Origin of the sequence: Streptomyces sp. AcH 505 (genome assembly GCF_000818175.1) — a bacterium.
GTDB lineage: Bacteria > Actinomycetota > Actinomycetes > Streptomycetales > Streptomycetaceae > Streptomyces.
Genome location: NZ_JTIY01000001.1, coordinates 5993136 through 6017738, shown reverse-complemented (window position 1 = coordinate 6017738; position 24603 = coordinate 5993136). Strand labels below are relative to the sequence as shown.

General features: G+C 70.8%; 25 protein-coding genes and 1 pseudogene. 8 read left to right on the top strand and 18 right to left on the bottom strand.

What is annotated here, in order from left to right; all coding sequences use genetic code 11:
• The 3 genes and pseudogenes from HY68_RS26870 to HY68_RS26860 all read right to left on the bottom strand — a co-directional run.
• A pseudogene (locus HY68_RS26870) lies at positions 1 to 241 on the bottom strand (hypothetical protein); the annotation flags it as partial.
• On the bottom strand, positions 238 to 1920 hold the full coding sequence (locus tag HY68_RS26865; RefSeq protein WP_041997262.1) for an LPS biosynthesis protein: 1683 nt from the start codon (positions 1918 to 1920) through the stop codon (positions 238 to 240). The gene HY68_RS26865 and the pseudogene HY68_RS26870, both read right to left, overlap by 4 nt.
• Before the next feature lie 5 nt (positions 1921 to 1925).
• Positions 1926 to 3131 (bottom strand): glycosyltransferase family 4 protein, encoded by a 1206-nt coding sequence (locus HY68_RS26860; RefSeq protein ID WP_041997261.1) that lies wholly within the window; start codon positions 3129 to 3131, stop codon positions 1926 to 1928.
• A gap of 212 nt (positions 3132 to 3343) precedes the next feature.
• On the opposite strand from HY68_RS26860, the gene HY68_RS26855 reads away from it, so the two are divergent.
• Positions 3344 to 3817 carry an adenylyltransferase/cytidyltransferase family protein gene (locus HY68_RS26855; RefSeq protein ID WP_041993438.1) on the top strand — a complete coding sequence of 158 codons (474 nt, stop codon included), beginning with the start codon at positions 3344 to 3346 and terminating at the stop codon, positions 3815 to 3817.
• Here HY68_RS26855 and HY68_RS26850 read toward each other — a convergent pair.
• Positions 3777 to 4499: a CDP-alcohol phosphatidyltransferase family protein gene (locus HY68_RS26850; protein ID WP_041993435.1), complete on the bottom strand. Its 723-nt coding sequence runs from the start codon at positions 4497 to 4499 to the stop codon at positions 3777 to 3779. The genes HY68_RS26855 and HY68_RS26850 overlap by 41 nt on opposite strands.
• Positions 4500 to 4628: 129 nt before the next feature.
• Here HY68_RS26850 and HY68_RS26845 point away from each other — a divergent pair, with 129 nt between their 5' ends.
• Entirely contained in the window at positions 4629 to 5144 is a 516-nt protein-coding gene (locus HY68_RS26845; RefSeq protein WP_041997259.1) for a DUF309 domain-containing protein, read from the top strand.
• Here HY68_RS26845 and HY68_RS26840 read toward each other — a convergent pair.
• Genes HY68_RS26840 through HY68_RS26830 form a run of 3 tightly spaced genes read right to left on the bottom strand, consistent with a single transcriptional unit; the run spans position 5125 to position 7957 of the window.
• Entirely contained in the window at positions 5125 to 5802 is a 678-nt protein-coding gene (locus HY68_RS26840; protein WP_041993432.1) for an LUD domain-containing protein, read from the bottom strand. The genes HY68_RS26845 and HY68_RS26840 overlap by 20 nt on opposite strands.
• Positions 5799 to 7241, bottom strand: coding sequence for a LutB/LldF family L-lactate oxidation iron-sulfur protein (locus tag HY68_RS26835; RefSeq protein WP_041993429.1), 1443 nt, complete (start codon positions 7239 to 7241; stop codon positions 5799 to 5801). Before HY68_RS26835 ends, HY68_RS26840 begins: the two co-directional genes overlap by 4 nt.
• Entirely contained in the window at positions 7238 to 7957 is a 720-nt protein-coding gene (locus tag HY68_RS26830; protein WP_041993426.1) for a (Fe-S)-binding protein, read from the bottom strand. The genes HY68_RS26835 and HY68_RS26830 overlap by 4 nt, the downstream gene beginning before the upstream one ends.
• A gap of 213 nt (positions 7958 to 8170) precedes the next feature.
• Here HY68_RS26830 and HY68_RS26825 point away from each other — a divergent pair, with 213 nt between their 5' ends.
• Positions 8171 to 10552 carry a discoidin domain-containing protein gene (locus HY68_RS26825; RefSeq protein WP_041993422.1) on the top strand — a complete coding sequence of 794 codons (2382 nt, stop codon included), beginning with the start codon at positions 8171 to 8173 and terminating at the stop codon, positions 10550 to 10552.
• 111 nt (positions 10553 to 10663) lie between these two features.
• On the opposite strand, the gene HY68_RS26820 is transcribed toward HY68_RS26825, so the two are convergent.
• A complete protein-coding gene (locus HY68_RS26820; protein ID WP_041993419.1) occupies positions 10664 to 11074 on the bottom strand; it encodes an ATP-binding protein in 411 nt (136 codons plus the stop codon).
• Positions 11075 to 11238: 164 nt separating this feature from the next.
• Here HY68_RS26820 and HY68_RS26815 point away from each other — a divergent pair, with 164 nt between their 5' ends.
• Positions 11239 to 11709, top strand: a complete 471-nt coding sequence (locus HY68_RS26815) for a MarR family transcriptional regulator (RefSeq protein ID WP_041993416.1) — start codon at positions 11239 to 11241, stop codon at positions 11707 to 11709.
• On the opposite strand, the gene HY68_RS26810 is transcribed toward HY68_RS26815, so the two are convergent.
• Positions 11677 to 12036, bottom strand: coding sequence for an STAS domain-containing protein (locus HY68_RS26810; RefSeq protein ID WP_041993413.1), 360 nt, complete (start codon positions 12034 to 12036; stop codon positions 11677 to 11679). The two genes, HY68_RS26815 and HY68_RS26810, sit on opposite strands and share 33 nt — an antisense overlap.
• A gap of 198 nt (positions 12037 to 12234) precedes the next feature.
• Positions 12235 to 12747, bottom strand: a complete 513-nt coding sequence (locus tag HY68_RS26805; RefSeq protein ID WP_041993409.1) for a MarR family transcriptional regulator — start codon at positions 12745 to 12747, stop codon at positions 12235 to 12237.
• A 78-nt stretch (positions 12748 to 12825) separates the two neighbouring features.
• Between HY68_RS26805 and HY68_RS26800 the strand changes: the two genes are divergently transcribed.
• Positions 12826 to 14055 (top strand): PP2C family protein-serine/threonine phosphatase, encoded by a 1230-nt coding sequence (locus tag HY68_RS26800; RefSeq protein WP_041993406.1) that lies wholly within the window; start codon positions 12826 to 12828, stop codon positions 14053 to 14055.
• Between the two features lie 30 nt (positions 14056 to 14085).
• Here HY68_RS26800 and HY68_RS26795 read toward each other — a convergent pair whose 3' ends face one another.
• The 4 genes from HY68_RS26795 to HY68_RS26780 form a co-directional block, all read right to left on the bottom strand.
• Complete coding sequence (locus HY68_RS26795; RefSeq protein ID WP_041993402.1) at positions 14086 to 14553, bottom strand: ATP-binding protein; 468 nt, start codon at positions 14551 to 14553, stop codon at positions 14086 to 14088.
• Between the two features lie 108 nt (positions 14554 to 14661).
• Positions 14662 to 15093, bottom strand: coding sequence for a response regulator (locus HY68_RS26790; RefSeq protein WP_107070225.1), 432 nt, complete (start codon positions 15091 to 15093; stop codon positions 14662 to 14664).
• Positions 15094 to 15101: 8 nt separating this feature from the next.
• A complete protein-coding gene (locus HY68_RS26785) occupies positions 15102 to 16688 on the bottom strand; it encodes a CHASE3 domain-containing protein (protein ID WP_041993396.1) in 1587 nt (528 codons plus the stop codon).
• Positions 16685 to 17902, bottom strand: a complete 1218-nt coding sequence (locus HY68_RS26780) for a SpoIIE family protein phosphatase (protein WP_041997258.1) — start codon at positions 17900 to 17902, stop codon at positions 16685 to 16687. The genes HY68_RS26785 and HY68_RS26780 overlap by 4 nt, the downstream gene beginning before the upstream one ends.
• 328 nt (positions 17903 to 18230) lie before the next feature.
• On the opposite strand from HY68_RS26780, the gene HY68_RS26775 reads away from it, so the two are divergent.
• A complete protein-coding gene (locus tag HY68_RS26775) occupies positions 18231 to 18659 on the top strand; it encodes an ATP-binding protein (protein ID WP_041993393.1) in 429 nt (142 codons plus the stop codon).
• 43 nt (positions 18660 to 18702) lie between these two features.
• On the opposite strand, the gene HY68_RS26770 is transcribed toward HY68_RS26775, so the two are convergent.
• The 4 genes from HY68_RS26770 to HY68_RS26755 all read right to left on the bottom strand — a co-directional run bounded on the left by HY68_RS26770 (position 18703) and on the right by HY68_RS26755 (position 22241).
• Entirely contained in the window at positions 18703 to 19683 is a 981-nt protein-coding gene (locus tag HY68_RS26770) for a hypothetical protein (RefSeq protein ID WP_041993389.1), read from the bottom strand.
• A 75-nt stretch (positions 19684 to 19758) separates the two neighbouring features.
• On the bottom strand, positions 19759 to 20670 hold the full coding sequence (locus tag HY68_RS26765; protein ID WP_041993387.1) for a helix-turn-helix transcriptional regulator: 912 nt from the start codon (positions 20668 to 20670) through the stop codon (positions 19759 to 19761).
• Between the two features lie 186 nt (positions 20671 to 20856).
• On the bottom strand, positions 20857 to 21594 hold the full coding sequence (locus tag HY68_RS26760; RefSeq protein ID WP_041993384.1) for a response regulator transcription factor: 738 nt from the start codon (positions 21592 to 21594) through the stop codon (positions 20857 to 20859).
• Positions 21595 to 21740: 146 nt separating this feature from the next.
• Complete coding sequence (locus HY68_RS26755) at positions 21741 to 22241, bottom strand: MarR family winged helix-turn-helix transcriptional regulator (RefSeq protein WP_041993381.1); 501 nt, start codon at positions 22239 to 22241, stop codon at positions 21741 to 21743.
• A gap of 149 nt (positions 22242 to 22390) precedes the next feature.
• Here HY68_RS26755 and HY68_RS26750 point away from each other — a divergent pair, with 149 nt between their 5' ends.
• Both HY68_RS26750 and HY68_RS26745 read left to right on the top strand, forming a co-directional pair.
• On the top strand, positions 22391 to 23869 hold the full coding sequence (locus tag HY68_RS26750) for an MFS transporter (RefSeq protein ID WP_041993378.1): 1479 nt from the start codon (positions 22391 to 22393) through the stop codon (positions 23867 to 23869).
• Between the two features lie 97 nt (positions 23870 to 23966).
• Positions 23967 to 24603: LLM class flavin-dependent oxidoreductase (locus tag HY68_RS26745; protein WP_157874460.1), on the top strand; the 637-nt coding region annotated here is incomplete at its 3' end.

Genomic DNA, 24603 nt, shown 5'->3' with positions numbered 1-24603 from the left:
CGGCGGAGCGGCAGGCCGAGGCGAGCGTCCCGTCGTCGTCGCCGCGCTCCAGGACGACGGCCTGCCCCACGTACGACATGTTGAGGCCGAGCAGCACGGTGAAGGTCAGGTAGACCATCGAGAAGGCGGCGAAGCCGGCCGCCGTGGAGACCCGGGCCGCCATCACGAGCACCAGGATGTTGGTCAGGCTGGAGGCCGCCTGGTCGAGTACCGAAGCCGCGACGACGGCCGAGCGTCTCACCGCAGATCGCCGGCGCGTACGGTGCGCAGTCCCACCGTGTCGCTGCCGTCCCCCATCGGTGGCTGCTCCGGCTCCTGGGCCGGTCCGGCCGGTGGCGGCGGGCCGTTTCCCGCACCTCTGGCACCGCGGTGCGCCGAGCTGCCGCCCTTGCCGGGGCGGCGGTGCGGTTTGGTGTGCACCACGGCTCCCAGCACCGTACCGCCGGCTCCGGTGATGAGTTCGCGGATCCTGGCGAGGTCGGCACGGTGCACGGACGTCGGGTCGCAGACGACGAGGACGCCGTCCACCCGGTCGGCCAGTGCCAGCGCGTCGGCGTAGGCGAGGACCGGCGGCGCGAGGACGACGACGGTGGCGTTCGGCGAGTCGGCCTCGTCGATCAGCCGGGTCATCCGGGTGGAAGTGAGCGCGCGGGCCACGTTGCGCACGCGCTCGCCGGGGACCAGGTCGAAGGAGCCCGACTCGCCCGCGTCGACGGACAGTTGCCTGCTGCCCGGCCAGCCCGCCTCGTCCGGGTCGGCGGGCAGGCTCCAGCTCGGCCGCGCCGCGGCGTTCACCCGCAGCCGCCCGGCGAGCGAGGGGGTGCGCAGATCGGCCTCGATGAGCAGCACGTCCTTGCCGGTCTCGGCGAACGAGGCGGCCAGGTTGGCGGCGACGGCGGCCGCCGCGTCGCTGCTGCCCCGCGGGGCCACCACGAGCAGCCTGCGCCGGTCGGCGAACCGCTGGTCGTAGGCGAGCCGGAAGGCCACCGAGCGGTACTCCTCGGCGATCCGCGAGTCGGCCTGGTCGGCCAGGAGCGGGCCCGACCCGGCACGCGGCAGGGTGCCGAGCACGGGCGCCCGTACGGCTCGGACGATGTCGCTCGACGAGCGCGGCGAGGGGTCGAACACCAGCCGGACCCAGGCGCCGAGCAGACCGAGCGCGACCCCGACGGCGCCGCCGAGTCCGACGGAGAGCGGCAGCCCGAGCCCCTGCGAGGAGGCGGGCGCCGTGGCGACGGCGATGACATCACCCGGCGTCATGTTGAGCGACTTGAGGCTGCTGATGTTGCTCTGCAGATCGTTGATCTTGTTGAGCAGATTGGCCCGCACCGTGTACGCGGAGTCCGAGGCGGCCGTGTCCTCGGGCAGCTCGTTGATCTCCTTGGTCAGCTCGTCCTGCTGCTTGCCGAGCGGGTTCAGCTCGTCGGTGTAGTTCTTGACCATGCTGTCCCTGATGCCGGTCCACTGCTTCTTGCGCAGGTCCAGATAGGCCTTGGTCAGGGCGTTGGCGCGGCGGGCCGCCTCGGTGGGCGAGGCCGCCGTGTAGGTGAAGTGCAGCACCATGGTCTGGGGCGGGTTGGTGACCTGGATCCCCGAGCGCAGTGCGCCCGCTCCCCCGGCCACACCGAGCCGGGAGGCCGCCAGGTCGAGGACGCTGCCGCTGATCGCGGTCTGCCGCTCGGACCCCATGTCGACGCTCTTGTCCACCGATACGGCGGAGTTGAACGGATCGGTGCTGGGCGCCCGCAGTCTGACGTCGCTGGACGCCGCGTACGACTCGGCGGACGTCACGCCCAGCCAGGCGCCGCCGACCAGGCCGATGCCGACGCCGCCGCCGATCAGCCAGCGGTAGCGCAGCAGCTGCCGGAACTGGTCCCTGAGCGGGTTCGGCTCGTCGTCACCCGCAGCGGAGACATGCATGTCCGTCACGTCAGTGGACCCCCCATGGCCTCGTCGATGAGTGCGTCGATCCGGGCGAGGCCGTCGGCCCGTGACAAATGAGCCGTCACATGGCGTGGTCCCGCCGCCCCCAGAGCGTCGGCGCCCGCCGGATCTTCGGCGAGTCTACGCACCGCCTTCAGCAGATCGTCCGGGTCCTCCGGCGGTACGAGCACCCCGGCGCCGGAACGCAGCACCTCAAGAGCCGTGCCGCCCTCGGCGGCGACCGAGGCGACGACGGGCCGCCCCGAGGCGAAGTACGAGGTCAGCTTGGACGGCACACTCATGTCGAGCACCGAGGCCCGCTGCGTGACGGCGAGGACGTCGGCCGCCGCGAGGATGTCCGGAAACTCATCATCCCCGGCGGGCGGCAGGAAGTCCAGGTTGGGGATGCCGTCGGCGGCCCTGCCCAGCGCCTCGCGCTGGTTGCCGTCGCCCATCAGGACCACCCGCACCGCCGGATCACGTCTGGCCGCCTCGACCAGGACGTCGAGGCCCTGTTTCAGGCCCATGTTGCCGGAGTGCAGCAGGACGGTCTCGCCTTCGGCCCAGCCGAGCCGCTTGCGGGTCTCCGCGCGGGCGCGCGACGGGCCCGGCACATGCGACCAGTTGGGCACGACCCTGATGCGCCCCCGGTCGACGCCCATCGCCCGGACGGGTTCGACGAAGGTCTCGTGGATGACGCCGACCAGCCGGCCGCGCCGCAGGGCGTACGACTCGGCGCGCTGCGCCACGGCGGCGGCGCGGTCGCCGCCACGGATTCCGCTCTGGGCCGCGGCGGCCCCCATCAGGTCCTGCACGACGGGTATGTACGGCACGCGCCAGCGCGCGGCGAGCCGCGCCCCGAGCACCCCGCCGGCGAGGCTGGGCAGCTGGGCCAGTACGGCGTCGGGGCGGCCCATCCGGGGCGGCGCAGCGATGCCGTGCAGCAGGATCGTTCCCTCGAACAGGGCGCGTCTGACGGCGGTCTGCCGAGGCGGGACGGTGTGCCTGCGCCGGTGCACGACGACCCCCCGCAGGTGTTCCGTGCGGCGCCAGACGCCCGCGTACGCCGGGTCCAGGGACCAGGACGGGTAGTGCGGCATTCCGGTCAGGACGTGCGTCTCATGCCCGCTGCCCGCCCAGTGTTCGGCGATCTGTGTGGCGTACGGGCCGATGCCCGCGTGCTCGGGCGCGTAGTTGGTGGACACCAGCAGCAGCCGGCGCGCACCCCCGCCCGGCGCGCCGGTATCTCGGTGTGCTTTCACGAAGCGGTCCCTTCCCCCCAGAGGTGAACCTGATCTCGCCCTCATTGTTCACCCTTACGGAAGGGAATGTGCACGCTATCGTCAGTAGCTTCAGCCGCGCCCGGGGGGGTGCGGCGCCGTGGGGGGTTCATTTCATGGCACACAGTAGGACGAACAACATGCCTTATCGCGTCGGCTACGCACCCGGTGCTTACGATCTTTTCCACATCGGGCACCTCAACATCCTGAGACATGCCCGCAGTCGGTGCGACTACCTGGTCGCCGGGGTCGTCTCGGACGAGATGGCCGAGCGGGCCAAGGGTCGCCGGCCGATGATTCCGCTTGTCGAGCGGCTGGAGATCGTCCGGAGCGTGAAGTACGTGGACGCCGCCTTCGTCGAGACGGTCCCCGACAAGGTGGAGACCTGGCGCCAGGTCCGGTTCGACGTCCTGTTCAAGGGCGACGACTGGCGGGGCACGCCGAAGGGCGACAAGCTGGAGCGGGACTTCGCCGAAGTCGGCGTCGAGATCGTCTACTTCCCGTACACCGTGCACACGTCGAGCACCCAGCTGCGCCGGGCGCTCGACGTACTGGCCGAGCCCGAGCCGCAGTTCAGCGCGGAACTGCGGTCAGTTCCCGGAACCACTTCGTGAGGAAGGCCAGCAGGAACAGCACGGAAGCGACACCCAGGGCCGTGTAGGCCCAGCGGAACCAGCTCCCGCCGCCCAGCAGCAGGAAGACCAGGCAGAACATGCCGTGGTCGACCGGCAGCAGGGCGACGGCGCGCAGGGTGGACGGCGCGGGCGCGGCGCTGCCCGGCGCGGGACGCGGCTTGAGTTTCTCGGTGAGCAGGCCGCCGAAGAACGTCACGACGGCGGAGAACTGGAATCCGAGCGGCACCAGCAGCCAGGCCTCTTCCGGTATCCCGTAGTGCTCGGGATACCGGAAGAAGGAGATCAGTACGGCGGTGTGCAGCGCGGTGATCTTCGCGCAGTCCACCACATGGTCCAGCCACTCCCCCGCCGCGCTGCCGCTGCCGCGCAGCCGGGCGAGCTGCCCGTCGGCCGAGTCGAAGGCGAAGCCGACGGCCAGCGCGGCCCAGACGGCGATGCCGAGGTCCCAGGACGGCCGGCCCACGGCCAGCGCGGTCACTGCGGCGAAGCTGAACACCGCGCTGACCAACGTGACCTGATTGGGCGTCAGGCCGATGCCGTGCGATCCGGCGGCCAGGTAGCGGCCCACCGGCCTGTTCACGAAGCGGGAGTAGAGCGAGACTCCCTTGGCCGACTTCTGGGCCGTTCTCAGTTCCAGCAGTGCCGTACCGACGGTCCCCATGTCCCCCCCAGGTCATTTGTGTGCACGTCGCGTGAACATCATCGCAGCTGCCCCGCCCCCCGCAAGGCCCCGGTCCCGGCCGGGCGGAGGGACCACCGCAGGAGGGACAATCGGAGGATGGACGACGATCTGCGGGAGACACGGGACCGGGACCAGGAGGGGCGCGCGCGCAACGCCCGGCCGCGGGACGGTCTGGGGCGGCCACTGCCGTACGGGACACCGGGGGTCGAACGGCAACCGGAAGGGCTCGTCCGCACTCCGCGGGAGACGGTCACCGAGGCGCAGCGGCTGCTCGGAGCGGGGATGCCGTTCCACGCGCACGAGGTCTTCGAGGACGCGTGGAAGTCCGGCCCCGAGGCGGAGCGGGCGCTGTGGAAGGGGCTGGCGCAGCTCGCCGTGGGACTGACGCACGCGGCGCGCGGCAACAGCACGGGCGGCGCGCGGCTGCTGCTGCGCGGGGCCGCCCAGATCGAGGGGTACGTGGCAGCGGCGCCGGCGGGCAGCGCTGCGGCGCGCACCGCTCCCACGTACGAGATCGACGTGCCCGCGCTGATCGGCTGGGCCCGGGAGCTGGCCGCGCGGGTCGCGGAGAGCGGCGGTGCGGTGGACGCCGCCGCCCTCGCGCCTACTCTGCGGCGGCCGTGACGAGGACGACTTCGAGGGTGCGCGGGCCGTGCACGCCCTCGACCCGGTCGAGTTCGATGTCGCTGGTGGCCGAAGGGCCTGAGATCCAGGTCAGCGGCCGGGTCGGGTCGAGCCGGGGCATGGCGCGCGGCACGGACGCCACGACCTGGTCCGGCACCCGTACGACACAGATGTGATGGTCGGGGACGAGGGTGATCCGGCGGCGCCCCTGGTCGGGCGAGCCGTCGAGGACGATCGTGCCGGTCTCCGCGATGGCGACGGCGCAGCCGGTGACGACGCTGTCGACGGCGTCCAGCCGCTGGGCCGTCTCGTCGGCGCTGTCCGGGATCCGGCTGACGTCGGACTCCGCCAGCCAGTCCGCGGGGAGCAGCGGCGGTACGGCGACGGTGCGCGCGCCGCGCTCGGCGAGCAGCCGGGCGATGACGGCGGGCAGCCCCGCCTGGTCGGTGCGGTGGACGAGCGCGCGGTAGTCGGCGAGGTTCTCGGCGAGCAGTTCCACGATCCGGTCGTCGGGGGTGTGGGTGTCGAGGTAGTCGCGGGCGGCCTCAGGGGCTTCCGGGGCTTCGGCGACCGCGCTGCGGATCCGGGCGAGAATCCGCTCGCGCGACCCGGAGACGGTGCTTTCCCGCGAAGTGCCGGGCTCTGACGCGGTGCTCATGATCCGGTGTCCTTCCGGCCGTTCTCGCGGTTCTTCTTCCACCAGTCGCGGAACGACTCGGCGGGCATCTCCGGCAGGTCCCGGGTGTTGGTCCAGGCACTCGCGCCGGGCAGCTTCGCGGGGTGGAGCTTGCGGGTCCCGGAGGCCGCGCGCTCCCCCGCCGCCATCACCCGGGGGTGGTCGAAGACCCAGCCGGCGGCCTTCATCGCGGCCTTCTCCAGCCGGTGCCCCTTGCCGCCCTGGTCGGCGACGCGCTCGCGCAGGTGCACCAGCACCTCGGGGATGTCGATGGCGACCGGGCACACGTCGTAGCAGGCTCCGCAGAGCGAGGAGGCGAACGGCAGCGAGGCGTCGATGTCGCTCTGCGTACCGCGCAGTTGGGGGCTGAGGATCGCGCCGATCGGGCCCGGGTACACCGAGCCGTAGGCGTGGCCGCCGGCCCGCTCGTACACCGGGCACACGTTCAGACACGCCGAACAGCGGATGCAGCGCAGCGCCTGCCGGCCGACCTCGTCGGCGAGTGTCCGGGTGCGTCCGTTGTCGAGGAGCACCAGATGGAAGACCTGCGGGCCGTCGGTGTCGTGCGTGCCGGTCCACATGCTGGTGTACGGGTTCATCCGCTCGGCGGTGGACGAGCGCGGCAGCGTCTGCAGGAAGACTTCGAGGTCCCGCCAGGTCGGTACGACCTTCTCGATGCCGACGACGGAGATCAGGGTCTCGGGGAGCGTCAGACACATCCGGCCGTTGCCCTCGGACTCGAAGACCGCCATCGTGCCGGTCTCGGCGACCATGAAGTTGGCGCCGGAGATGCCGACCTTCGCGCGCAGGAACTTCTCGCGCAGATGGAGCCGGGCGGCCTCGGCCAGTTCGGCGGGTGTGTCGGAGAGCCCGTCGGGGGCCGCCCGTCCCCAGTTGCCCATCTCCTTGGTGAAGATGTCCCGGATCTCGCCGCGGTTGCGGTGGATCGCGGGGACGAGGATGTGCGAGGGGCGGTCGTGGCCCAGCTGGACGATCAGCTCGGCCAGATCGGTCTCGTACGCGGAGATGCCCTCCTCGGCGAGGGCTTCGTTGAGGCCGATCTCCTGCGTGGCCATGGACTTGACCTTGACGACCTCGGTCTCGCCGGTCGCCTTGACCAGCTCGGCGACGATCCGGTTCGCCTCGGCGGCGTCGGCCGCCCAGTGCACCACGCCGCCCGCGGCCGTGACGGACTCCTCCAACTGGACGAGATAGCGGTCCAGATGGCGCAGCGTGTGGTCCTTGATCTGTTTGCCGGCCTCCCGGAGCTGCGCCCAGTCGGCCAGTTCGGCGACGGCGGTGGCCCGTTTGTCGCGGATGGTGTGGGTGGCGTGGCGCAGATTGCCGCGCAGGGTCTCGTTGGCGACCGCTTCCTTCGCGGCCGTGGGGAAGGCGGGCATCCCGACAAATGTGCCGCTCATGACCAGGGCTCCTCTTCGGTCGACGCAAGGATCTCCGCGAGATGCAGGGCGCGCAGCGGGGCGTCGGCGCGGCTCAGTACGCCGCCGATGTGCATCAGACAGGAGTTGTCGGCGCCGCAGAGCACCTCGGCGCCGGTCGCGACGGCGTGACGGACTTTGTCCTGGCCCATCGCGGCGGAAACATCGGAGTTCTTCACCGCGAAGGTGCCGCCGAAGCCGCAGCACTCCTCGGCGCCCTCCAGCTCGCGCAGCTCCAGGCCCTTGACCGCGCGCAGCAGTTGGCGGGGGCGCTCGCCCAGTCCCAGCATCCGCAGCCCGTGGCAGGACGGGTGATAGGTGACGGTGTGTGGGAAATACGCCCCGACGTCCGTCACGCCGACCACGTCGACCAGGAACTCGGTGAGTTCGTAGGTGCGCGCGGCGAGCGCGGCGGCGGCCGCGTCACCGATCTTCGGATAGTGGTTCCGCACCATGGCGGCGCAGGAGCCCGAGGGCGTCACCACGTAGTCGTAGCCGTCGAAGGTCCGCGCCATCCGGCGTACCAGCGGCTCGGTCTCGCGGCGGTAGCCCGTGTTGAACTGCGGCTGGCCGCAGCAGGTCTGGGCCTCGGGGAAGTCCACCTCGACGCCCAGGCGCTCCAGGAGCCGCACGGTCGCGATGCCGGTGGACGGATACACGGCGTCATTGACGCAGGTGACAAAGAGAGCGGCACGCATGAGCGGAGCATATGTCGCCGGTGGTGGCCCGGGTAAGAGCGGTGCGCGGGACCCTTTCGGTCAGACATCCGATGAATAGGGCTACACGATCTGCCAGGTCGAGGATTTTTGCTTTCACCTTCATTTTTTGCGCAGATTCATAGACTTCCTGCGCTGGTGCTCCTAGCCTTTTCGCGTCCGCAGAGTCCCCACGAGCCGCAAGGACGTATGTCTGTGACGCCTCCCCCTAGACGCCGCTTGTTCCGCCGCGGCATATCCGCATCTGTCTCACTCGCCCTCGCCGTGGCCGGGACGGCCACGGCGGTGGTGCTGTCCACCGCACCCGCCGCCCAGGCGGCGGGGGTCCCCGCACCCTCGCCGGTCGGCGTACCGGGCCGCGGCGCGACGGTTCCCTTCAAGGAGCAGGAGGCGGAGTACGCCGCCACCAACGGCTCCCTGATCGGACCTGACCGCCTCTACGGCCACCTCCCCTCGGAGGCCTCGGGCCGCCAGGCGGTCACGCTCGACGCGACCGGCGAGTACGTGGAGTTCACCCTCACGGCGCCGGCGAACGCGATGTCGTTCCGCTACTCGCTGCCGGACACCTCGGACGGTGCGGGACGCGACGCCAGCATCGACCTGAAGGTCAACGGCAACCAGCTCAAGAGCGTGCCGGTGACCTCCAAGTACAGCTGGTACTACGGCGGTTATCCGTTCAACAACAACCCGGGCGACACCAACCCGCACCACTTCTACGACGAGACCCGCACGATGTTCGGGTCGACGCTGCCGGCCGGCACCAAGGTCAGACTGCAGGTCTCGTCCACCGCGCAGTCGCCCACCTTCACCATCGACCTCGCCGACTTCGAGACGGTCGCGGCGCCCATCGCCAAGCCGTCCGGCGCGCTCGACGTGGTCAGCGACTTCGGCGCCGACCCGACGGGGGCCGCCGACTCGACGGCCAAGATCCAGGCGGCGGTCGACGCGGGCAAGGCCCAGGGCAAGACGGTCTACATCCCGCAGGGCACCTTCCAGGTCCGCGACCACATCGTCGTCGACCAGGTGACCCTCGCGGGTGCGGGCCCCTGGTACAGCGTGCTGACCGGACGCGACCCGTCCAACCGGGCCAAGGCCGTCGGGGTGTACGGCAAGTACGCCAACGCGGGCGGCAGCAAGAACGTCACCCTGAAGAACTTCGCCATCCTGGGCGACATCCGGGAGCGCGAGGACAACGACCAGGTCAACGCCATCGGCGGGGCCATGTCGGACTCCACGGTCGACAACGTGTGGATGCAGCACACGAAGGTCGGGGCGTGGATGGACGGCCCGATGAACAACTTCACCATCAAGAACAGCCGCATCCTCGACCAGACCGCCGACGGCGTCAATTTCCACATGGGCGTCACCAACTCGACGGTCACCAACACCTTCGTACGCAACACGGGTGACGACGGTCTGGCGATGTGGGCGGAGAACGTCCCGAACGTCAACAACAAGTTCACGTTCAACACGGTGATCCTGCCGATCCTGGCGAACAACATCGTCACCTACGGCGGCAAGGACATCACGATCTCCGACAACGTGATGGCGGACACCATCACCAACGGCGGCGGGCTGCACATCGCCAACCGCTATCCGGGGGTCAACTCCGGTCAGGGCACGGCCGTCTCCGGCACCACGACGGCGGCGCGCAACACCCTGATCAGAACCGGCAACAACGACTTCAACTGGCAGTTCGGCGTCGGCGCCGTCTGGTTCAGCGGTCTCAACGAGCCGGTCAACGGCAACATCAACATCACCGACAGCGAGATCCTGGACAGCTCGTACGCCGCGATCCACCTGATCGAGGGCGCGACGAACGGGCTGCACTTCAACAACATCAGGATCGACGGCGCGGGCACGTACGCGCTGCAGATCCAGGCGCCGGGCACGGCCTCGTTCACCAACGTCAAGGCCACCCACATCGCCCAGTCCAACCCGATCCACAACTGCATCGGCTCGGGCTTCCAGATCACCCAGGGCACCGGCAACTCCGGCTGGTTCGCCAACCCGCCGGTCTGCACGGGCACCTGGCCGACCCCGATCTGGACCAACGGCGGCGTCGCACAGGGCGGCAACCCGCCCACCGACCCGCCGACGGACCCGCCCACCGACCCGCCGACCGACCCGACGGACCCGCCCACCGACCCGGGCGACCAGGGCAACATCGCGCAGGGCCGGCCGATCGCCGAGACCAGCCACGCCGATGTGTACGGCGTGGGCAACGCGGTCGACGGCAACGCCAACACCTACTGGGAGAGCAGGAACAACGCCTTCCCGCAGTCGGCCACGGTCGACCTCGGCGCGAACAAGGCCGTCAAGCGGCTGGTCCTGAAGCTGCCGCCGGCGGCGGCGTGGGCCACCCGTACGCAGACCCTGAGCGTGCTCGGCTCCACGGACAACAACACCTTCACCTCGCTGAAGGCCTCGGCGGGCTACACGTTCAACCCGTCGAGCGGCAACACGGCGACCATCACCCTGCCCGGCACGTCCGCCCGCTACATACGGGTGACGTTCACCGGCAACACGGGCTGGCCGGCCGCGCAGCTCTCCGAGCTGGAGGCGTACACCAGCTGACCGCCACCACTCGGTGACACGCGTGCGGGCCCGGCCGCGAAGGTCGGGCCCGCACTGCTGCGCCCGGACGGACGGCGGCCGACCGGTCGGCGGACCGGACGGCCGACCGGCTCAGCGGGCCAGGACGGCGCTGATCGTCTTGCCGCCGCCGGGCCCCGGCAGCACGGTGACCTTCTGGGCCAGCGTCTTGATCATCGGCCAGCCGAAGCCGCCGTCGCGTCCGGTGATGTCGGGAACCCGGTCCTCGGGCGGGGCCGGGCTCGGGTCGTCCACCGTGATCTGCAGCGACCGCCGGTCGGCGCGCAGCCGCATCGAGGTGACCGCCCCCGCGTGCCGCAGCGCGTTGGTCACGAGCTCGGAGACCACGAGTACCAGATTCTGGGCCGTACGGGTGGAAGGGATCGGATCGAGGCCGGCCAGGAATCCGTAGGCGGCATCGCGTGCCTCGGCCGCGAGGAGCGGCCGGGAGTCGCGTTCCGCGGACGGGAGATGCCGGTCGTCGCTCGTGTGCGGATGGTGCATCGTGGCTCACCCCGGAGATATGGGCTGTGGCTCTGGCCTGTCCTTTCTCCGCCTACCCCGCAGAGCGGCGCCGAACAGTGCCGGAGTGAACCCAGTGGCGGCCGGGGCACTCGTCCGGCCCCCTGGCGCCGTGTGAGAACGGTCTCAGCGGGCAGAGCAGTGGCATGGAAGGCCACCTTCCCGAGGAGCGGGTCCCGTCAGGGCCCGGGGCCGACGACCCCGGGGTTTCGGCGGAGACTGTCGCCGACATCTCGGTGCGGGCGGCTGTCGCCCTCGACCCGCAGCTGCTGCCGCACCGGCTGCGGGTGCTGTACGTGGTCGGGGAGCGCCCCAGGATCAATCTGACCCGGCTCGCCAAGGCCGTCGATCTCGGGCTCCCCCGGGCCAGCCGGCTGTGCGGCCGGCTGGCGGCGGCGGGCCTGCTGACGCGTACGGCGGTGGCGAGGGACCGGCGCGGTGTCGAGTTCACGCTCACCGAGGAAGGCGCGGCCGAGCTGGCCGGTCATCTGGCGGGACGGGCGGCCGAGCTGGCGGCCGTCATGCGGCTGATGTCGGTGGAGGAACGCCGGGACCTGCTCGCGGGGCTGCGGTCCTTCGTCGTCTCACTCGACGCCGTCAGAGGCGACAGGCCCTGACGCGTCGGGGGCGGCCAGGGCCGCCTCGACCGTCTCGTACACCGGCAGGGCGCTGCCCAGACCGATGACCTCGAAGAGCCGCGCGATGAAGGCGGAGGGCTTGGCGACCCGCAGCCGTCCGCCCAGCTCGCTGCGCGCCTTGAGCAGCACGTTCACCGTCGTGGAGTCGGCGAAGCCGACCCCGGACAGATCGAGGACGACGGGCCCGGGACAGCTCTCGCCGGCCTCGGTGAGCGCTCCGGCCAGCGGCGCGATGTTGTCCAGGTCCAGATCACCGCTGACGGTGAGAACGACCGCGTCACCGGCTTGGCCGGCAACCAGTCCCATGACTTGGCCTGCACTGTCGGGAGGGAGCACGGAGATCCTTCGAGCTGTCGGTGAGACGGTGTGACGCTGACCCCACGATAGAAGCGATAGTTGTCATTTGACAACATTCTCTGGTGAGCAACAATCTGTTCACTGTCTCCGCACGACGCTTCGCGCGGAGAGTAACGTGCATGGGGCGGGAGATGGGGCCGAATGAAGCTATGCGCTGTCCGCGACCTCGTCCTGCGCCTCTCCGGGCCCGTCCTGGGCGGTGCCCAGCCGGGAACGCGCCGCGGCACGGAACGCGGCGAGCCCTTCGGCGAGCATCATGATGTCGGAGGGGTCCATCTGCTCCAGCACGGCCTCGACCTCACGGGAGCGGAAGGCCCGGTACTCGTCGAGCACCACATGGCCGCGCCTGGTGAGTCTCAGTTCCACCTCCCGGCGGCTCGTCGGACTCGGCGAACGCTGGACCAGGCCCATGGCCTCCATCCGGTCGCAGAGCCTGCTCAGCGAGGAGGGACGCGAGCCGAGCACCTCGCTCAGCGTCCTGAGGTTGGCACCCTCGTGCTCCTCGATGACGAGAAGGGCTCTTAGCTGGGAAGGCGATACGGGCCCCGAGGGCGCGGCGTCCTGGCCTCGCCCCCACAGCACCTCAAGCAGCTCGGAGGCGGCGCAGGCGGCCTCGGCAACCTGCTCACGCTGGCGCGACTGACCGGTGAAGCGGGACATCGATCCACTCTTTCATCCGGCACGGGCCTTTGTCAGCCCGGACGGATCCGCCCCTGGACGAAGAAGGCCTGAACGAAAGTGACTGTACTCGCGGATGTGGAGAGAGCGGTGCGCACGGCGGCGCCGCACGCCCTGGTGGAGGCCGTACGCGGGGTGCTCGAAGCCGCGTACGGGGCGACATCCGTACAACTGCACCTGGTCGACTACGGGCTCACGGTGCTCCAGCCGGTCGGCGGCGGCATTCCCGCCGGCCGCCCCGACGAGGCCCTGTCGTTGAACAACACGCCCGAGGGGCGCGCCTTCGGCAGCCAGGAGCCGAGCGAGCGGGAGGTCAGGCACAAGGACGCCGTCGACCACCATCTGCCGGTCACCGTGCGCGGCGAGCGGCTGGGGATCCTGACCGTACGGCTGCCGGCCGACCGCTCGACGGCGGCGACCACCGAGGAGCTGACCCAGGTCGCCGAGCTGCTGGGCCACGAGATCCTGGTGGCCGAGCGCGACACGGACCTCTACCGGCGGGCGCGCCGGGTGAACCGGCTGACGCTGGCCGCCGAGATGCAGTGGGAGCTGCTGCCCGCGCGTGCCTGCGCGGCGCAGGAGTACGCCCTGGGCGCCCAGCTGGAGCCGGCGTACGCGATCCACGGCGACAACTTCGACTGGTCGGCCGACGCCGAGACGCTGACCCTCGCGGTGACCAACGGCATGGGTGAGGGCATCCAGGCCTCGCTGCTCACCAACCTCGCGGTCAACGCCCTGCGCAACGCCCGCAGGGCCGGGATCGGCATCGCCGACCAGGCGGCGCTGGCCGATCAGGCCCTGTACGAGCAGCACAGGGGCGCCTCCCACGTCTCGACGCTGCTGCTGCGCTTCGAACTGGCCACCGGCCAGGTGGAGGCGGTGGACGCCGGCTCCCCGCAGCTGTGGCGCCAGCGCGGCAAGAACGTGGAGCGCGTCGAGCTGGAGGCGCAGCTGCCGCTCGGCATGTTCGAGGAGTCGGACTATGTGGCGCAGACGTTCCAGGTCGAGCCGGGCGACCGGCTGCTGTTCGTGAGCGACGGCGTCTACGCGGCGGTCTCGCCGCGCGGGGAGCTGTACGGGGACCGCGCGCTGAGCCGGGCGATCAACTCCACGAGCCTGCTGCCCGCACCGATGGTGCCGCGCGCGGTCCTGCGGGAGCTGGCGGAGCACCGGGACGCCGAGTCCCTCGACGACGCCCTCGTCCTGTGCCTGGACTGGTTCGGCAGGAAGGACGACGGTACGAGCGGCGACATGCACCCGTACGGCGGCCCAGGGGCGCTCGACAGCTGACCGGGGCCGGCAACCGCCTGAGAGCCCGGCTCAGGCCTTGCGGCGGCGCTCCAGGTCGAAGACGGCCTGGACGCGCTTGCCCACCGGGACGCGCTCGGCGCTCAGCCGGTCGCTCAGCGCGTGGACGATCTCCATGCCGTGGCCGCCGAGCCTGCTGGGGTCCTGCTCGTAGCGGCGCGGCAGGGTGGCGCTGCTGTCGTACACCGTGACCGTGACATGCCGGTCCGTGCCTTCGAGCTCCAGCAGGTACGGGCCGTGGCTGTGCCGCTCCGCGTTGGTGACCAGTTCGCTGACCACCAGGAGCAGATCGTCACGGGTACGGCCGCCGAGTTCGGCGAGCCACTCCGCCTCCAGCTGCTGGAGGAAGCGCACGGTCAGCTGCCGGGCCTCGGCTATGCATCCCGGTTCGCCACTGAATTGAGCCGCTCGTCGCAAAGGCTGCACAGAATCCGCCGCGGTGGGCGCGTACTCCGCGCCGATAGTGATCTGTTCGTTCATTCGCTCCTGCCCTGCCCGGCACCGGTGAGAGTGATCGGGGACCCCCTGCTCCGGTTGCCCTTCTGCCCTCACACGCCGTGGATATGCCCACGGGTTTCGTGAAGGGGTTCACTGGCGGCCCGGGAGCCGGACCACGGTGACGAAGAATTCGTCGATCTGCCGGACCGCCGCGATGAACTGGTCGAGGTCGACCGGCTTCGTCACGTACGCGTTGGCATGCAGTTTGTAGCTGCGCAGGATGTCTTCCTCGGCCGACGACGTGGTCAGCACGACGACCGGGATCAGCGCCAGCTCGGGGTCCGTCTTGATCTTCTCCAGGACCTGCCGCCCGTCGTACCTCGGCAGGTTGAGGTCGAGCAGGATGAGGTCGGGGCGCACCGCGTCCGTGTGGTCGCCCCGCCGGTACAGGAAGTCCAGGGCCTCTTCGCCGTCGCGCACCACATGCAGGGTGTTGCGGATCTTGTTGTCCTCGAACGCCTCACGCGTCATCAGCTCGTCGCCTGCGTCGTCCTCGACCAGGAGTACCTCGATGGACTGCATGCGGGTGGTCACGTGGCGGCTCCCGGCAGGGTGGTGAGAAGTTCGGTCGTTTTGCTGCGGTCGGGCTCGACGGGGACGGTGAAGTGGATACGCGTGCCACCCTCCGGCACGGACTCCAGCCAGATCCTGCCACCGTGGAACTCGACGATCTTCCGGCACAGGGCGAGACCGATGCCCGTCCCCTCGTACTCGTCCCTGGCGTGCAGCCGCTGGAAGATGACGAAGACCTTCTCGGCGAATTCCGGAGCGACCCCGATGCCGTTGTCGGTGACGCTCAGATGCCAGTCGTCCTCCTCGCGGACACAGCCGACGGTGATCACGGACGGCTCGTCGGCCCTGCGGAATTTTATCGCGTTGCCGACGAGGTTCTGCCAGAGCATCGCGAGGGTGGTCGGGTCACCGCTCACCTCGGGCAGCGGCTCCTCCCTGACCACGGTGACCTCCGCCTCCTCGATGATCAGGCCGAGGTTGCCGAGCGCCCGGTCGAGGGCCATGTCCAGCGAGACCGTCTGCCACGCCTCGAGGACCCGGCCGACCCGGGAGAAGGTGAGCAGGTCGTTGATGAGGACCTGCATCCGCTTGGCGCCGTCGACGGCGAAGTCGATGTACTGCTTGCCGCGGCCGTCGAGCTGTTCGCCGTACCGCTTCTCCAGCAGCTGGCAGAACGAGGCGACCTTGCGCAGCGGCTCCTGGAGGTCGTGCGAGGCGACGTAGGCGAACTGCTCCAGCTCGGAGTTCGAGCGACGCAGCTCCTCGGCCTGTTCGCCGAGCAGTGCCTCGCGCGCCTGGGTGACGGCGAGTTCGTCGGCGAGCCGGCCGCGCATGTCCTCGACGGCGGCGCCGACCGCCCGTACGTCGGAGGGGCCGAGGATGGTGATACGCCGGTCGAAGGCGCCCGCGCGCACCCCGTCGGACGCGGCGCGCAGCGCGCTCAGCGGCCGGCCGACCATCCGGTGCACGACGAGGCCGAGGCCCACGACGGCGACGACGAAGACAGCCAGCATCGTGAGGAACAGCGCGTCGCTGACCCCGCGCGCGTGGTTGAGTTCGGTGCGCGCGGTGTCCCTGGCGGCGTCGAGGTGGTCCTCCTGCAGGGTGAACCGGCGGCGCAGCGTGTCGAAGGTCGTCTTGCTGCGGGTGAGCTGCTCGGCCGAGGCGGCTTCGGCGCCCCGGGTCCGCACGGAGGTGATCAGCGGCTCGGCCACCTGGCTGCGCCAGTCGGCCGCCGCCTTGGTGATACCGGCGAGGTCGGCCTCGGACCTCGGGTCGCCGGCCACGAAGCGCGCGACGTTGGCGGTGAACCGCTGCTCGTCCTTGCGGCCCTGCTGGTAGGGCTGGAGGAAGGAGGGTTCGGCGGTGAGCGCGAAGCCGCGTACGCCGGTCTCCTGGTCGAGCAGCGACTTCTGCAGCTGGAAGACGGCGGAGCGGGCGGGCTGGATGTGGTCCACGAGCTGTGCGGTGCGCTCGTTCGTACGGGACAGCAGCACGCTGCCGACGGCGGCGCAGCAGGAGACGACCAGCACCATGACGGCGAGGATCAGCCAGACCCAGCCCTGGACGGAGAGCCGCGTGCGCGCGGTGCTCCACAGACTCATAGGGCATCGTCCCAGCCGAGGTGGAGCACGGCCACGTCGTCGGCGAGTCCCCCGTAAGGCGCGGCCCCGCGGGCCGCCCCTTCGACCAGGGCGTCCACGAAGGCCTGCGCGGGCAGCTCGCCGTGCCGGCGGGCCAGTTCCAGCAGACCGTCCTCGCCGAGCCGCGTGGTGGGGCTCGTACGCCCCTCGAAGAGGCCGTCGGTGAACAGGACCACCGACCCGTCGGGCGGCAGCGGCAGCACCGCCTCGGTCCAGCGGCCCATGCCGGGCATCAGCCCGAGCGCCATGCCCACGTGCGGTTCCTTCCAGTTCACCGATGTCCCGTGCCGTACGAGCAGCCCCGGGTGGCCGGCGCGGACGACCCGCACCTCGTGGCGGCCCGGCGGGAACACGAGTGAGGTGACCGTGGCGAATAGATGATGGTCGGTGCGCTCGGCGACCAGTATCTCCTCCAGCAGCCGGACCTGTTCCAGCGGCTGGGTGCCGCACAGCACGGCGGTGCGCCAGGCGACCCGCAGACACACCCCGAGGGCGGCCTCGGCGGCGCCGTGGCCCGACACGTCACCGATGACGGCGTGCACGCTGCCGTCGGCCGTCTGCACGACGTCGTAGAAGTCCCCGCTGAGCAGTCCGTGGACGCGGCCCGGCTCGTACCGGGCGATGGCGCCGAAGTCCTCGCCGCGCAGCAGCGGCACGGGCAGCAGACCGCGTTCGAGCCGGGCGTTCTCCTGGGCCATCAGTTCGTTGGCCCGCAGCGCGGCCGTGGCCCGCTCGACCTGCTTGCGCTGGAGGGCGTAGCGGACGGCTCTGCTCAGGGTCTCCGGGTCGAGCCTGCCCTTGACGAGATAGTCCTGGGCGCCGGTCGCCACGGCCTGCAGCCCCGTCTCACCCTCGGCCATGCCGGTCAGGACGACGATGGCGGCGTCCGGCGCGCTGCGCACGATACGGGTGACGGCGTCCACCCCGTGGACGTCCGGCAGATGGAGGTCGAGCAGCACACAGACCGGCTGGGGGCAGGTGAGCAGGAACCCCTGGGCCTCCGCCAGCGTCTTGCACCAGGTGAGGGTGGACTCCAGGTCGCTGTCGGCGAGCATCTCCTCGACGAGGAGCGCGTCGCCCGCGTCGTCCTCGACCAGCAGCAGCACGGCGTCCACGGCCCGTACGGAGCCGCGTACAGCGGTGACGTCCTGAGCCGGCACGCCGGGCAGCGCCACGTCACGGCGGCGCCGTCCGGGACGCGCCGAGACGCCCGTGGGCAGCTCGGCCACACTCCACCCCCTCAGCAGACGACGTCGGCGGAAGACGTCGTTTCGGCCGGAAGCATATGCGACAACCGGAGCATCATTCCGGCCACGGTCCGAGAACAGCCCCGGGCCCCCGGTACCGCCACGAGTTGTCGCAAAGCGGCAGGACCGGAGGCCGGATTCGAGCACACTGGCACCGTGCGACGCTCACGGCCGGTCAGGACCCGCAGGCTTGATCCGGCACCACGAGGGCAGACGCACGGCAGAGAGCCCAGCCGCGTACGGGGGTGCAGGCCCAATGACAACGGTTGACGACGGAGCCGACAATGCCGTCGCCGGCGCGCTGAGATGGATCGACGCGCTCCCGGCCAGCGCCGCCGAGGCACGCGCGCTGACCGGCGAATTTCTGGCGCATTATGAGCCACCGGTGTCCTCGCGCACGCTCGGGGACATCCTGCTGGTCGTGTCCGAGCTGGTGACCAACGCGATCCGGCACGCCGGGGGCGTGACAGCGATGCGGATCACCGCGGGGGACGGCCTGGTCGAGGTGACGGTACGGGACGCGAGCGCGACCGCACCGTCGGTCAGGGACCACGGGTCCGGCGGCCGGGGGCCCGACTGGCTGCCCGGCGGATACGGCTGGCCGCTGGTGCGGCGGCTGGCCGACGTGGCGGTCGTCCCGCTCCCCGAGGGGGGCAAGCTCATCCGGGCGACGCTCGCCTCGTGACCCCGCGGGGGCCCTACCGGAGGCCTGATGCGAACGAGCGGCCCTACCGGTGGCCGCGCAGGCGCGCGCGCAGGAGGTTGGGGTCGGTGGCCGTCGTGTAGGCGGCGCTCAGTACGTACACCTCGTCGCCGCGCAGCGCCACGGAGGTGGGGTTCTGGAGCCCGTCGGCGGCGTCGAGGACGGTGGAGCTGCTGCCGTCGGACGTGATCCTCACGACACCGTTCGGACCGTTGAGCGCGGCCAGCACGTCGTCGCCGCGGCCGGTGAAGGCGAAGTCGTCGATGCCGGCCAGGCCTGACGCCCTGAGCTGCGGCGCCCCCGCCCGGTTTCCGGGGCGGATCGGTATGCGCAGGAGCGTGCCCCGGTCGAGGTTGGACACCCACAGGGCGCCGCCGTGCACCTTCGCGCCGTTGGCCCCGAGGAAGCCGGCCGAGGCGAGTTCGGGGGCCGTGGACCACGCGGTGGGGACGCCGCCGGTGACGGGGACGGTCCAGACGACGCCGAGCACCGAATCGGTGATGTAGAGCTGCTTGCCGCGCGTGTCCAGGGCGAGCCCGTTGGGCAGCCCGTCGGCGGGCAGCGCGGCGATCCTTCGCGGCGCCTGTCCCGGGCTCAGCCGCCACAGCCCCGTCAGATCGGCGGTACCGGTCGCGTACAGCACGTACACGGTGCCGTCCGGGGTGTGGACGATGCCGGTGGTGAGCGGGAAGCCGAGGACGGGCGTGCCGACTCCGCCGTCGGCGGGCGCGGGCAGGGTCGCCAGGACGCGCGTCGTACCGTGCGCGCTCACCCGCGCCACTTGACGGCCGCCGGCGAAGGTGACGTCGGCCGAGCCGTCGGGCAGCAGGGCGACGTTCTCCGGCATCTGCCCGGCCGAGAGGTCGAAGTGGGCGGCGATCCGGACATCCGCCAGTGGACTCGGGCGCGTTGTCGCAGCGGCGGAGCCGACAGGGGCGACCGCCGCGAGGACGGCCACGGCCGCCAGGACGGCCGATGTGGTGATCTTGGTACGTCGCTCGTTCATGATTCCTCACTTGTTTTCGGGCAGGCGTCAGCCGCGGTGCGGCGGGACGGTAGGGACAGGGGTGCGGAACTCGGTTCAGGCGGCGCGGTGTTCGGCGTCGCCACGGGCCGGTTCCCGCGGTGCGACGGGCGCGGTGGGAGCGGTGGCGTGGGCGAGCAGGGTCAGGGCCGTGGCGGACGGGGAGCCGGGTTCCGCCGTGGCCACCACCAGGGCAGGGCCTGTCCCCTGCGGGCTCTGCAGGGTCTGCTGACTGACCGTCAGCGATCCGATCAGCGGATGCCGCATCTCGTACTCCGCGACATCGCAGGGCACGATCCGGTGATCGGCCCACATCGTGGTGAACACCGTGCTGCGCATGGTCAGTTCGCCGATCAGTGCGGCCAGCGGCGGATCGTCCGGGTGGCGGCCGGCGGTCAGCCGCAGATTGCCCACCACCGCCTTGGCCTTGGCGGGCCAGTCCGCGTACAGCTCGCGGGTGTGCGCGTCCAGGAAGACCAACCTGGCCATGTTCGGGCGTCGTTCGGGGTCGTCGGGGCTGTCCGGGTCGAGATGGCCGGCGAACAGCGCGTGACCCTGGCGGTTCCAGGCCAGGACGTCGGTGCGCCGGCCGAGGACGACGGCGGGCGTGCCATCGACGGCCGCCAGCAGGGCCCTGGTCGCCGGGGTGACGCGTTCGGGACGTACCCGGCCAGCGGGTCGCCGGCCCTTCGGGGCCCGCGCCAGTTCATGGAGATGGGAGCGCTCGGGCTCCCGCAGGCGCAGAGCGCCGGCGATGGCGTCGAGCACCTCGGGCGAGGCGTTGTGGGACCGGCCCTGCTCCAGGCGTGTGTAGTAGGGGACGCTGACTCCCGCCAGCATCGCCAGTTCCTCACGCCGCAGCCCCGGCACCCGGCGCCGCTCGCCGTAGGTCCGCAACCCGACGTCCTCGGGGCGCAACTGGCTCCGGCGGGCCTGGAGGAAGGCGGCGAGCTGCCCGTGCTTGTTCATGGATCCGAGTATGCGCGGCGCCGACGATCCGTGCCTGACCCTGCCGGGGTGCGGTTCCGGAACCGGGTCCCGGCCGGCGGTCCGCTCTCCCGAGCTCTCCTTATTAACCACTCGGGCCAAGTGAATCCCGCTGTCCCGGACGGCGGTTATGAACAACGCAAGATCGGGGAACGCGGGAAACGGAATTCAGGCGTTTCCGAGCTTGAACCCCACACCGCGTACGGTGATGATCCAGCCGCTTCCGCCGAGTTTCCCGCGCAGACTGCTGACATGGGTGTCCACCGTCCGCCGGGACCACGAGTCGCCCCAGACCTGTTGCAACAGGCGTTTGCGCGAGATGACGGTGTCGGGGTGCGAGGCGAGCAGGCACAGCAGGTCGAACTCCTTGCGGGTCAGCCCCACGCCCTGGCCGTCCACGCTGACTTCACGGGAGTTGACGTCTATGTGCAGCGGACCGTGGTCTATCGCGTGCCCCAGTCTGCGCTGGGTGCTCACCCGTCTCATGACCGCCTCGATACGGGCCATCAGCTCGCGGAAGCCGTACGGCTTCACCAGATAGTCGTCGGCCCCCGCCTGAAGTCCCAGCACCCGGTCCAGTTCGGAGCCGCGTGCGGTGACGACGATCATCGGGACGCAGCTGACGGAGCGGATGGCCTTGCAGACCTCCAGCCCGTCCAGGTCCGGCAGTTCGAGGTCGAGCAGGACGAGATCCACGCTCTCGTGCGCCTCCAGGGCCAGGCTGCCCCGGTCCACCGCCGCCACCTCATGGCCGTGTCTGCGCAGCCCTTCCTCCAGCGCGCAGGCGTCGGCGGTGTCGCTTTCCACGATCAGAATGCGCCAGCCGCCGGACGCAGGTGTTCCCACCTGCAACGGACCGGGTAGGAGTTCGGTGACCGATCGCTGCACCGACGATCGTTGCGTCATGCTCTCCCCCGGCAGGTCAAGTTCGTCGTACGAAGCGAAACTTGACACAAAGATACAAAGTCATGGTGCTGAATTCAAAGACTCTTCCAGTGAATTAACTGTTGCAGTCATATGAAGCGGTATTAAGCCATCGAGAGCCTTCGGAGCTACCTTTCCGCAATTCGGTCGTCGGCGTCCAGCAGCCGCCGGAGCAGCGTCGTCAGCGTCTCCCGCTCGGCCTGGGTGAAACAGCCGAGGAAGGAGTCCTGGGACTCCTCGGCCACCAGCCACAGACGGCGCTGGAGCGCGACGCCCTCGTCGGTCAGCTCGACCACCTGCCGGCGCCGGTCGGCCCTGTCCCGGGTGCGGCGCACCAGACCGCGCTCCTCGATCGCGTCCAGATAACTCCCCAGGTGGCTGCGCTGGAACCCGAGCCGGTCGGCCAGCACGTGCTGGGGCAGCGGGCCGAAGTCCGAGAGCGCGGTCAGGGCCGCGAAGTGCGGCAGCCGCAGCCCGTTCCTGCCGACCGCCTCGACCAGGGCGTCGTGGCCGATACGCGCCGCATGACCGGCGAGATACGAGGGCAGCGCCAGCAGGCTCGGCGGGCGCAGCACCGCGTCGGCCGTGCCGATCGCGCCGCCCGTGCCGGGTTCAGGGGTTTCGCTCATGCGTTCACGATACCGGAAAATAGTGGCTGGACGTAAGGATGACATCATGGAATCATTCCGTGGTGATACCAGTTCGGCGCTCGTTCCTTCCGTGTTCCTGAACGCTCCTGGACCGCGGACGGCTGCGCCCATTTCCGGAGGACCGCCCCATGACCGACACACCCACGCAGGCCGGGGCCCCGGCCACCGGTGCGCGCGGCGGCACCGCGGCGCCGTTCGCCGCCCTGCTCCTCGCCGTACTGTCCTTCTCGCTGATGCAGACGATGGTCGTGCCGGCCCTGCCCGACCTCCAGCGTGAGTTCGACGCGTCCACGACCAGCGTCTCCTGGGTGCTCAGCTCGTTCCTGCTCACCGCTTCGGTGGCCACGGCGCTGCTGGGGCGGGTCGGTGACATGTTCGGCAAGCGCCGGGTGCTGATCGCCAGCCTCGGCGTCTTCGCCGCTGGCACGCTGCTCGCCGCCCTGTCCAACTCGCTGCCCCTGCTGATCGCGGCCCGCGCGGTGCAGGGGGTCGGCTCGGCCGCCTTCCCGCTGGCGTTCGGCATCGTGCGCGACCAGTTCCCGCGTGAGCGGGTGCCGGTCGCGATCGGGCTGATCTCCTCGACGTTCGGCATCGGTTTCGGTGTCGGCCTGGTCATTCCGGGCCCGATCGTCGACGCGCTCAACTGGCACTGGATCTTCTGGCTCGGTCTTGTCGTGATCCTGCTGGGCATCGCCGCCGTCGCCGCGTTCATCCAGGAGTCCGCCCTCCGCTCCCCCGGCCGGATCGACTGGACCGGTGTGGTCCTGCTCAGCGCCGGTGTGGTGGCCTTGCTGCTCGCCATCAGCGAGGGCAAGTCGTGGGGCTGGGCCTCGGGCGGCGTCATCGGGCTGTTCGTCGGCGCCGTCGTGCTGCTCGTGGTGTTCGTCTACGTCGAGACCAAGGTCCGCGAGCCGCTCATCGACATCGAGCTGCTGCGCAGGCCCGCCGTGCTGACCAGTCACATCACCGCGCTCATCATCGGTTTCGGCATGTACGGCGCCTTCACGCTGGTGCCGCTGCTCGCCCAGACGCCGTCGAAGGTCGGCTACGGCTTCGACGCGTCCGTCACCGAGTCCGGTCTGTTCATGGTGCCGATGGCGGTGACCATGCTGATCGCCAGTCCGCTCGCCGGGCGGATCGGCGCGGCCGTGGGCTGGAAGCTGCCGCTGGTGCTGGCGTGCCTGATCGGTGTCGTCGGCTTCGTGATCTACGCGGGGGCGCACGACACCGAGTGGGCGATGTACGCGGGCTCGGCCGTACTGGGCATCGGTGTCGGCTTCGCCTTCGCCGCCCTGGCCAATCTCGTGGTCAGCGCGGTCGACCGGAGCCAGACCGGCGAGGCGACCGGCATCAACACCATCATGCGTACCATCGGCGGCTCGCTCGGCGCGCAGATCGCCGCTTCCCTGGTGGCGTCCAAGACGATCGCAGGCACCCGGATTCCGGCCGAGTCCGGGTACACCACCGCGTTCGTGATGTCCGCCATCGCGCTCGGGGTCGCCACCCTCGCCGCGCTCGCCGGTCCCGGCAGGCTCTGGCGCAAGGTCGCCGCCGCCCCCGCACCCACGCCCGCCTCAGCACCCAGCGACGGCCGGACCGCCGCCTAGGTAGGGCCTGCCGTTCGGATCAGGCCGGGCTCGCGTGCCCCGGCACCGCTCCCTGATCCGGCCCGATCCAGACGAAAGACCCTAGGAGTTCGCGCACATGCCTGACTACGGACACGACCTCCTCTTCGGCACCGTGCTGGTGCCGACGGCGGGACACAGCGACGACGCGGTGGCGATGGCCCGGGTCGCCGACCGGACCGGACTCGACCTGGTGAGCGTGCCGGACCACCCCTACCGGCCGGAACTGCTCGACGCCTGGGTGGCGCTCGCGGTCATCGCCGCCTCCACCACCCGGGTGCGGGTCTTCCCCAACGTGGCGAACCTGCCCCTGCGACCGCCGGCGGTACTGGCACGGACGGCGGCAGGACTGGACCTGATCAGCGGCGGCCGGGTCGAACTGGGCCTGGGCGCCGGGTCCTACTGGGACGCCATCGCCGCCGACGGCGGGCCGCGCCGCAGTCCGGGCGAGGCCGTCCGTGCGACCCGTGAGGCCATCGAGGTCATCCGGGCACTGTGGACCCCGGGCAGGCGGGCCCATGTCGAAGGCAAGCACTACGGACTCGACGGCGCCGCCCCGGGGCCCGCCCCCGCCCACCCCATGGGGATCTGGGTCGGCGCCGTCGGTCCGCGCATGCTGAAGCTGGTCGGCTCGGTGGCCGACGGCTGGCTGCCCAGCGCCCCGCACGTACCACCGGGCCGCCTCGCCGAGGGGCACCGGATCGTCGACGAAGCGG

Bases quoted from the DNA above. Each gene is read 5' to 3' on its own strand.
- HY68_RS26865 (WP_041997262.1), bottom strand. From the start codon at position 1,920: ATGCATGTCTCCGCTGCGGGTGACGACGAGCCGAACCCGCTCAGGGAC.
- HY68_RS26855 (WP_041993438.1), top strand. From the start codon at position 3,344: ATGCCTTATCGCGTCGGCTACGCACCCGGTGCTTACGATCTTTTCCAC.
- HY68_RS26850 (WP_041993435.1), bottom strand. From the start codon at position 4,499: ATGGGGACCGTCGGTACGGCACTGCTGGAACTGAGAACGGCCCAGAAG.
- HY68_RS26840 (WP_041993432.1), bottom strand. From the start codon at position 5,802: ATGAGCACCGCGTCAGAGCCCGGCACTTCGCGGGAAAGCACCGTCTCC.
- HY68_RS26835 (WP_041993429.1), bottom strand. From the start codon at position 7,241: ATGAGCGGCACATTTGTCGGGATGCCCGCCTTCCCCACGGCCGCGAAG.
- HY68_RS26830 (WP_041993426.1), bottom strand. From the start codon at position 7,957: ATGCGTGCCGCTCTCTTTGTCACCTGCGTCAATGACGCCGTGTATCCG.
- HY68_RS26820 (WP_041993419.1), bottom strand. From the start codon at position 11,074: ATGCACCATCCGCACACGAGCGACGACCGGCATCTCCCGTCCGCGGAA.
- HY68_RS26815 (WP_041993416.1), top strand. From the start codon at position 11,239: ATGGAAGGCCACCTTCCCGAGGAGCGGGTCCCGTCAGGGCCCGGGGCC.
- HY68_RS26810 (WP_041993413.1), bottom strand. From the start codon at position 12,036: ATGGGACTGGTTGCCGGCCAAGCCGGTGACGCGGTCGTTCTCACCGTC.
- HY68_RS26805 (WP_041993409.1), bottom strand. From the start codon at position 12,747: ATGTCCCGCTTCACCGGTCAGTCGCGCCAGCGTGAGCAGGTTGCCGAG.
- HY68_RS26795 (WP_041993402.1), bottom strand. From the start codon at position 14,553: ATGAACGAACAGATCACTATCGGCGCGGAGTACGCGCCCACCGCGGCG.
- HY68_RS26790 (WP_107070225.1), bottom strand. From the start codon at position 15,093: ATGCAGTCCATCGAGGTACTCCTGGTCGAGGACGACGCAGGCGACGAG.
- HY68_RS26785 (WP_041993396.1), bottom strand. From the start codon at position 16,688: ATGAGTCTGTGGAGCACCGCGCGCACGCGGCTCTCCGTCCAGGGCTGG.
- HY68_RS26775 (WP_041993393.1), top strand. From the start codon at position 18,231: ATGACAACGGTTGACGACGGAGCCGACAATGCCGTCGCCGGCGCGCTG.
- HY68_RS26770 (WP_041993389.1), bottom strand. From the start codon at position 19,683: ATGAACGAGCGACGTACCAAGATCACCACATCGGCCGTCCTGGCGGCC.
- HY68_RS26765 (WP_041993387.1), bottom strand. From the start codon at position 20,670: ATGAACAAGCACGGGCAGCTCGCCGCCTTCCTCCAGGCCCGCCGGAGC.
- HY68_RS26760 (WP_041993384.1), bottom strand. From the start codon at position 21,594: ATGACGCAACGATCGTCGGTGCAGCGATCGGTCACCGAACTCCTACCC.
- HY68_RS26755 (WP_041993381.1), bottom strand. From the start codon at position 22,241: ATGAGCGAAACCCCTGAACCCGGCACGGGCGGCGCGATCGGCACGGCC.
- HY68_RS26750 (WP_041993378.1), top strand. From the start codon at position 22,391: ATGACCGACACACCCACGCAGGCCGGGGCCCCGGCCACCGGTGCGCGC.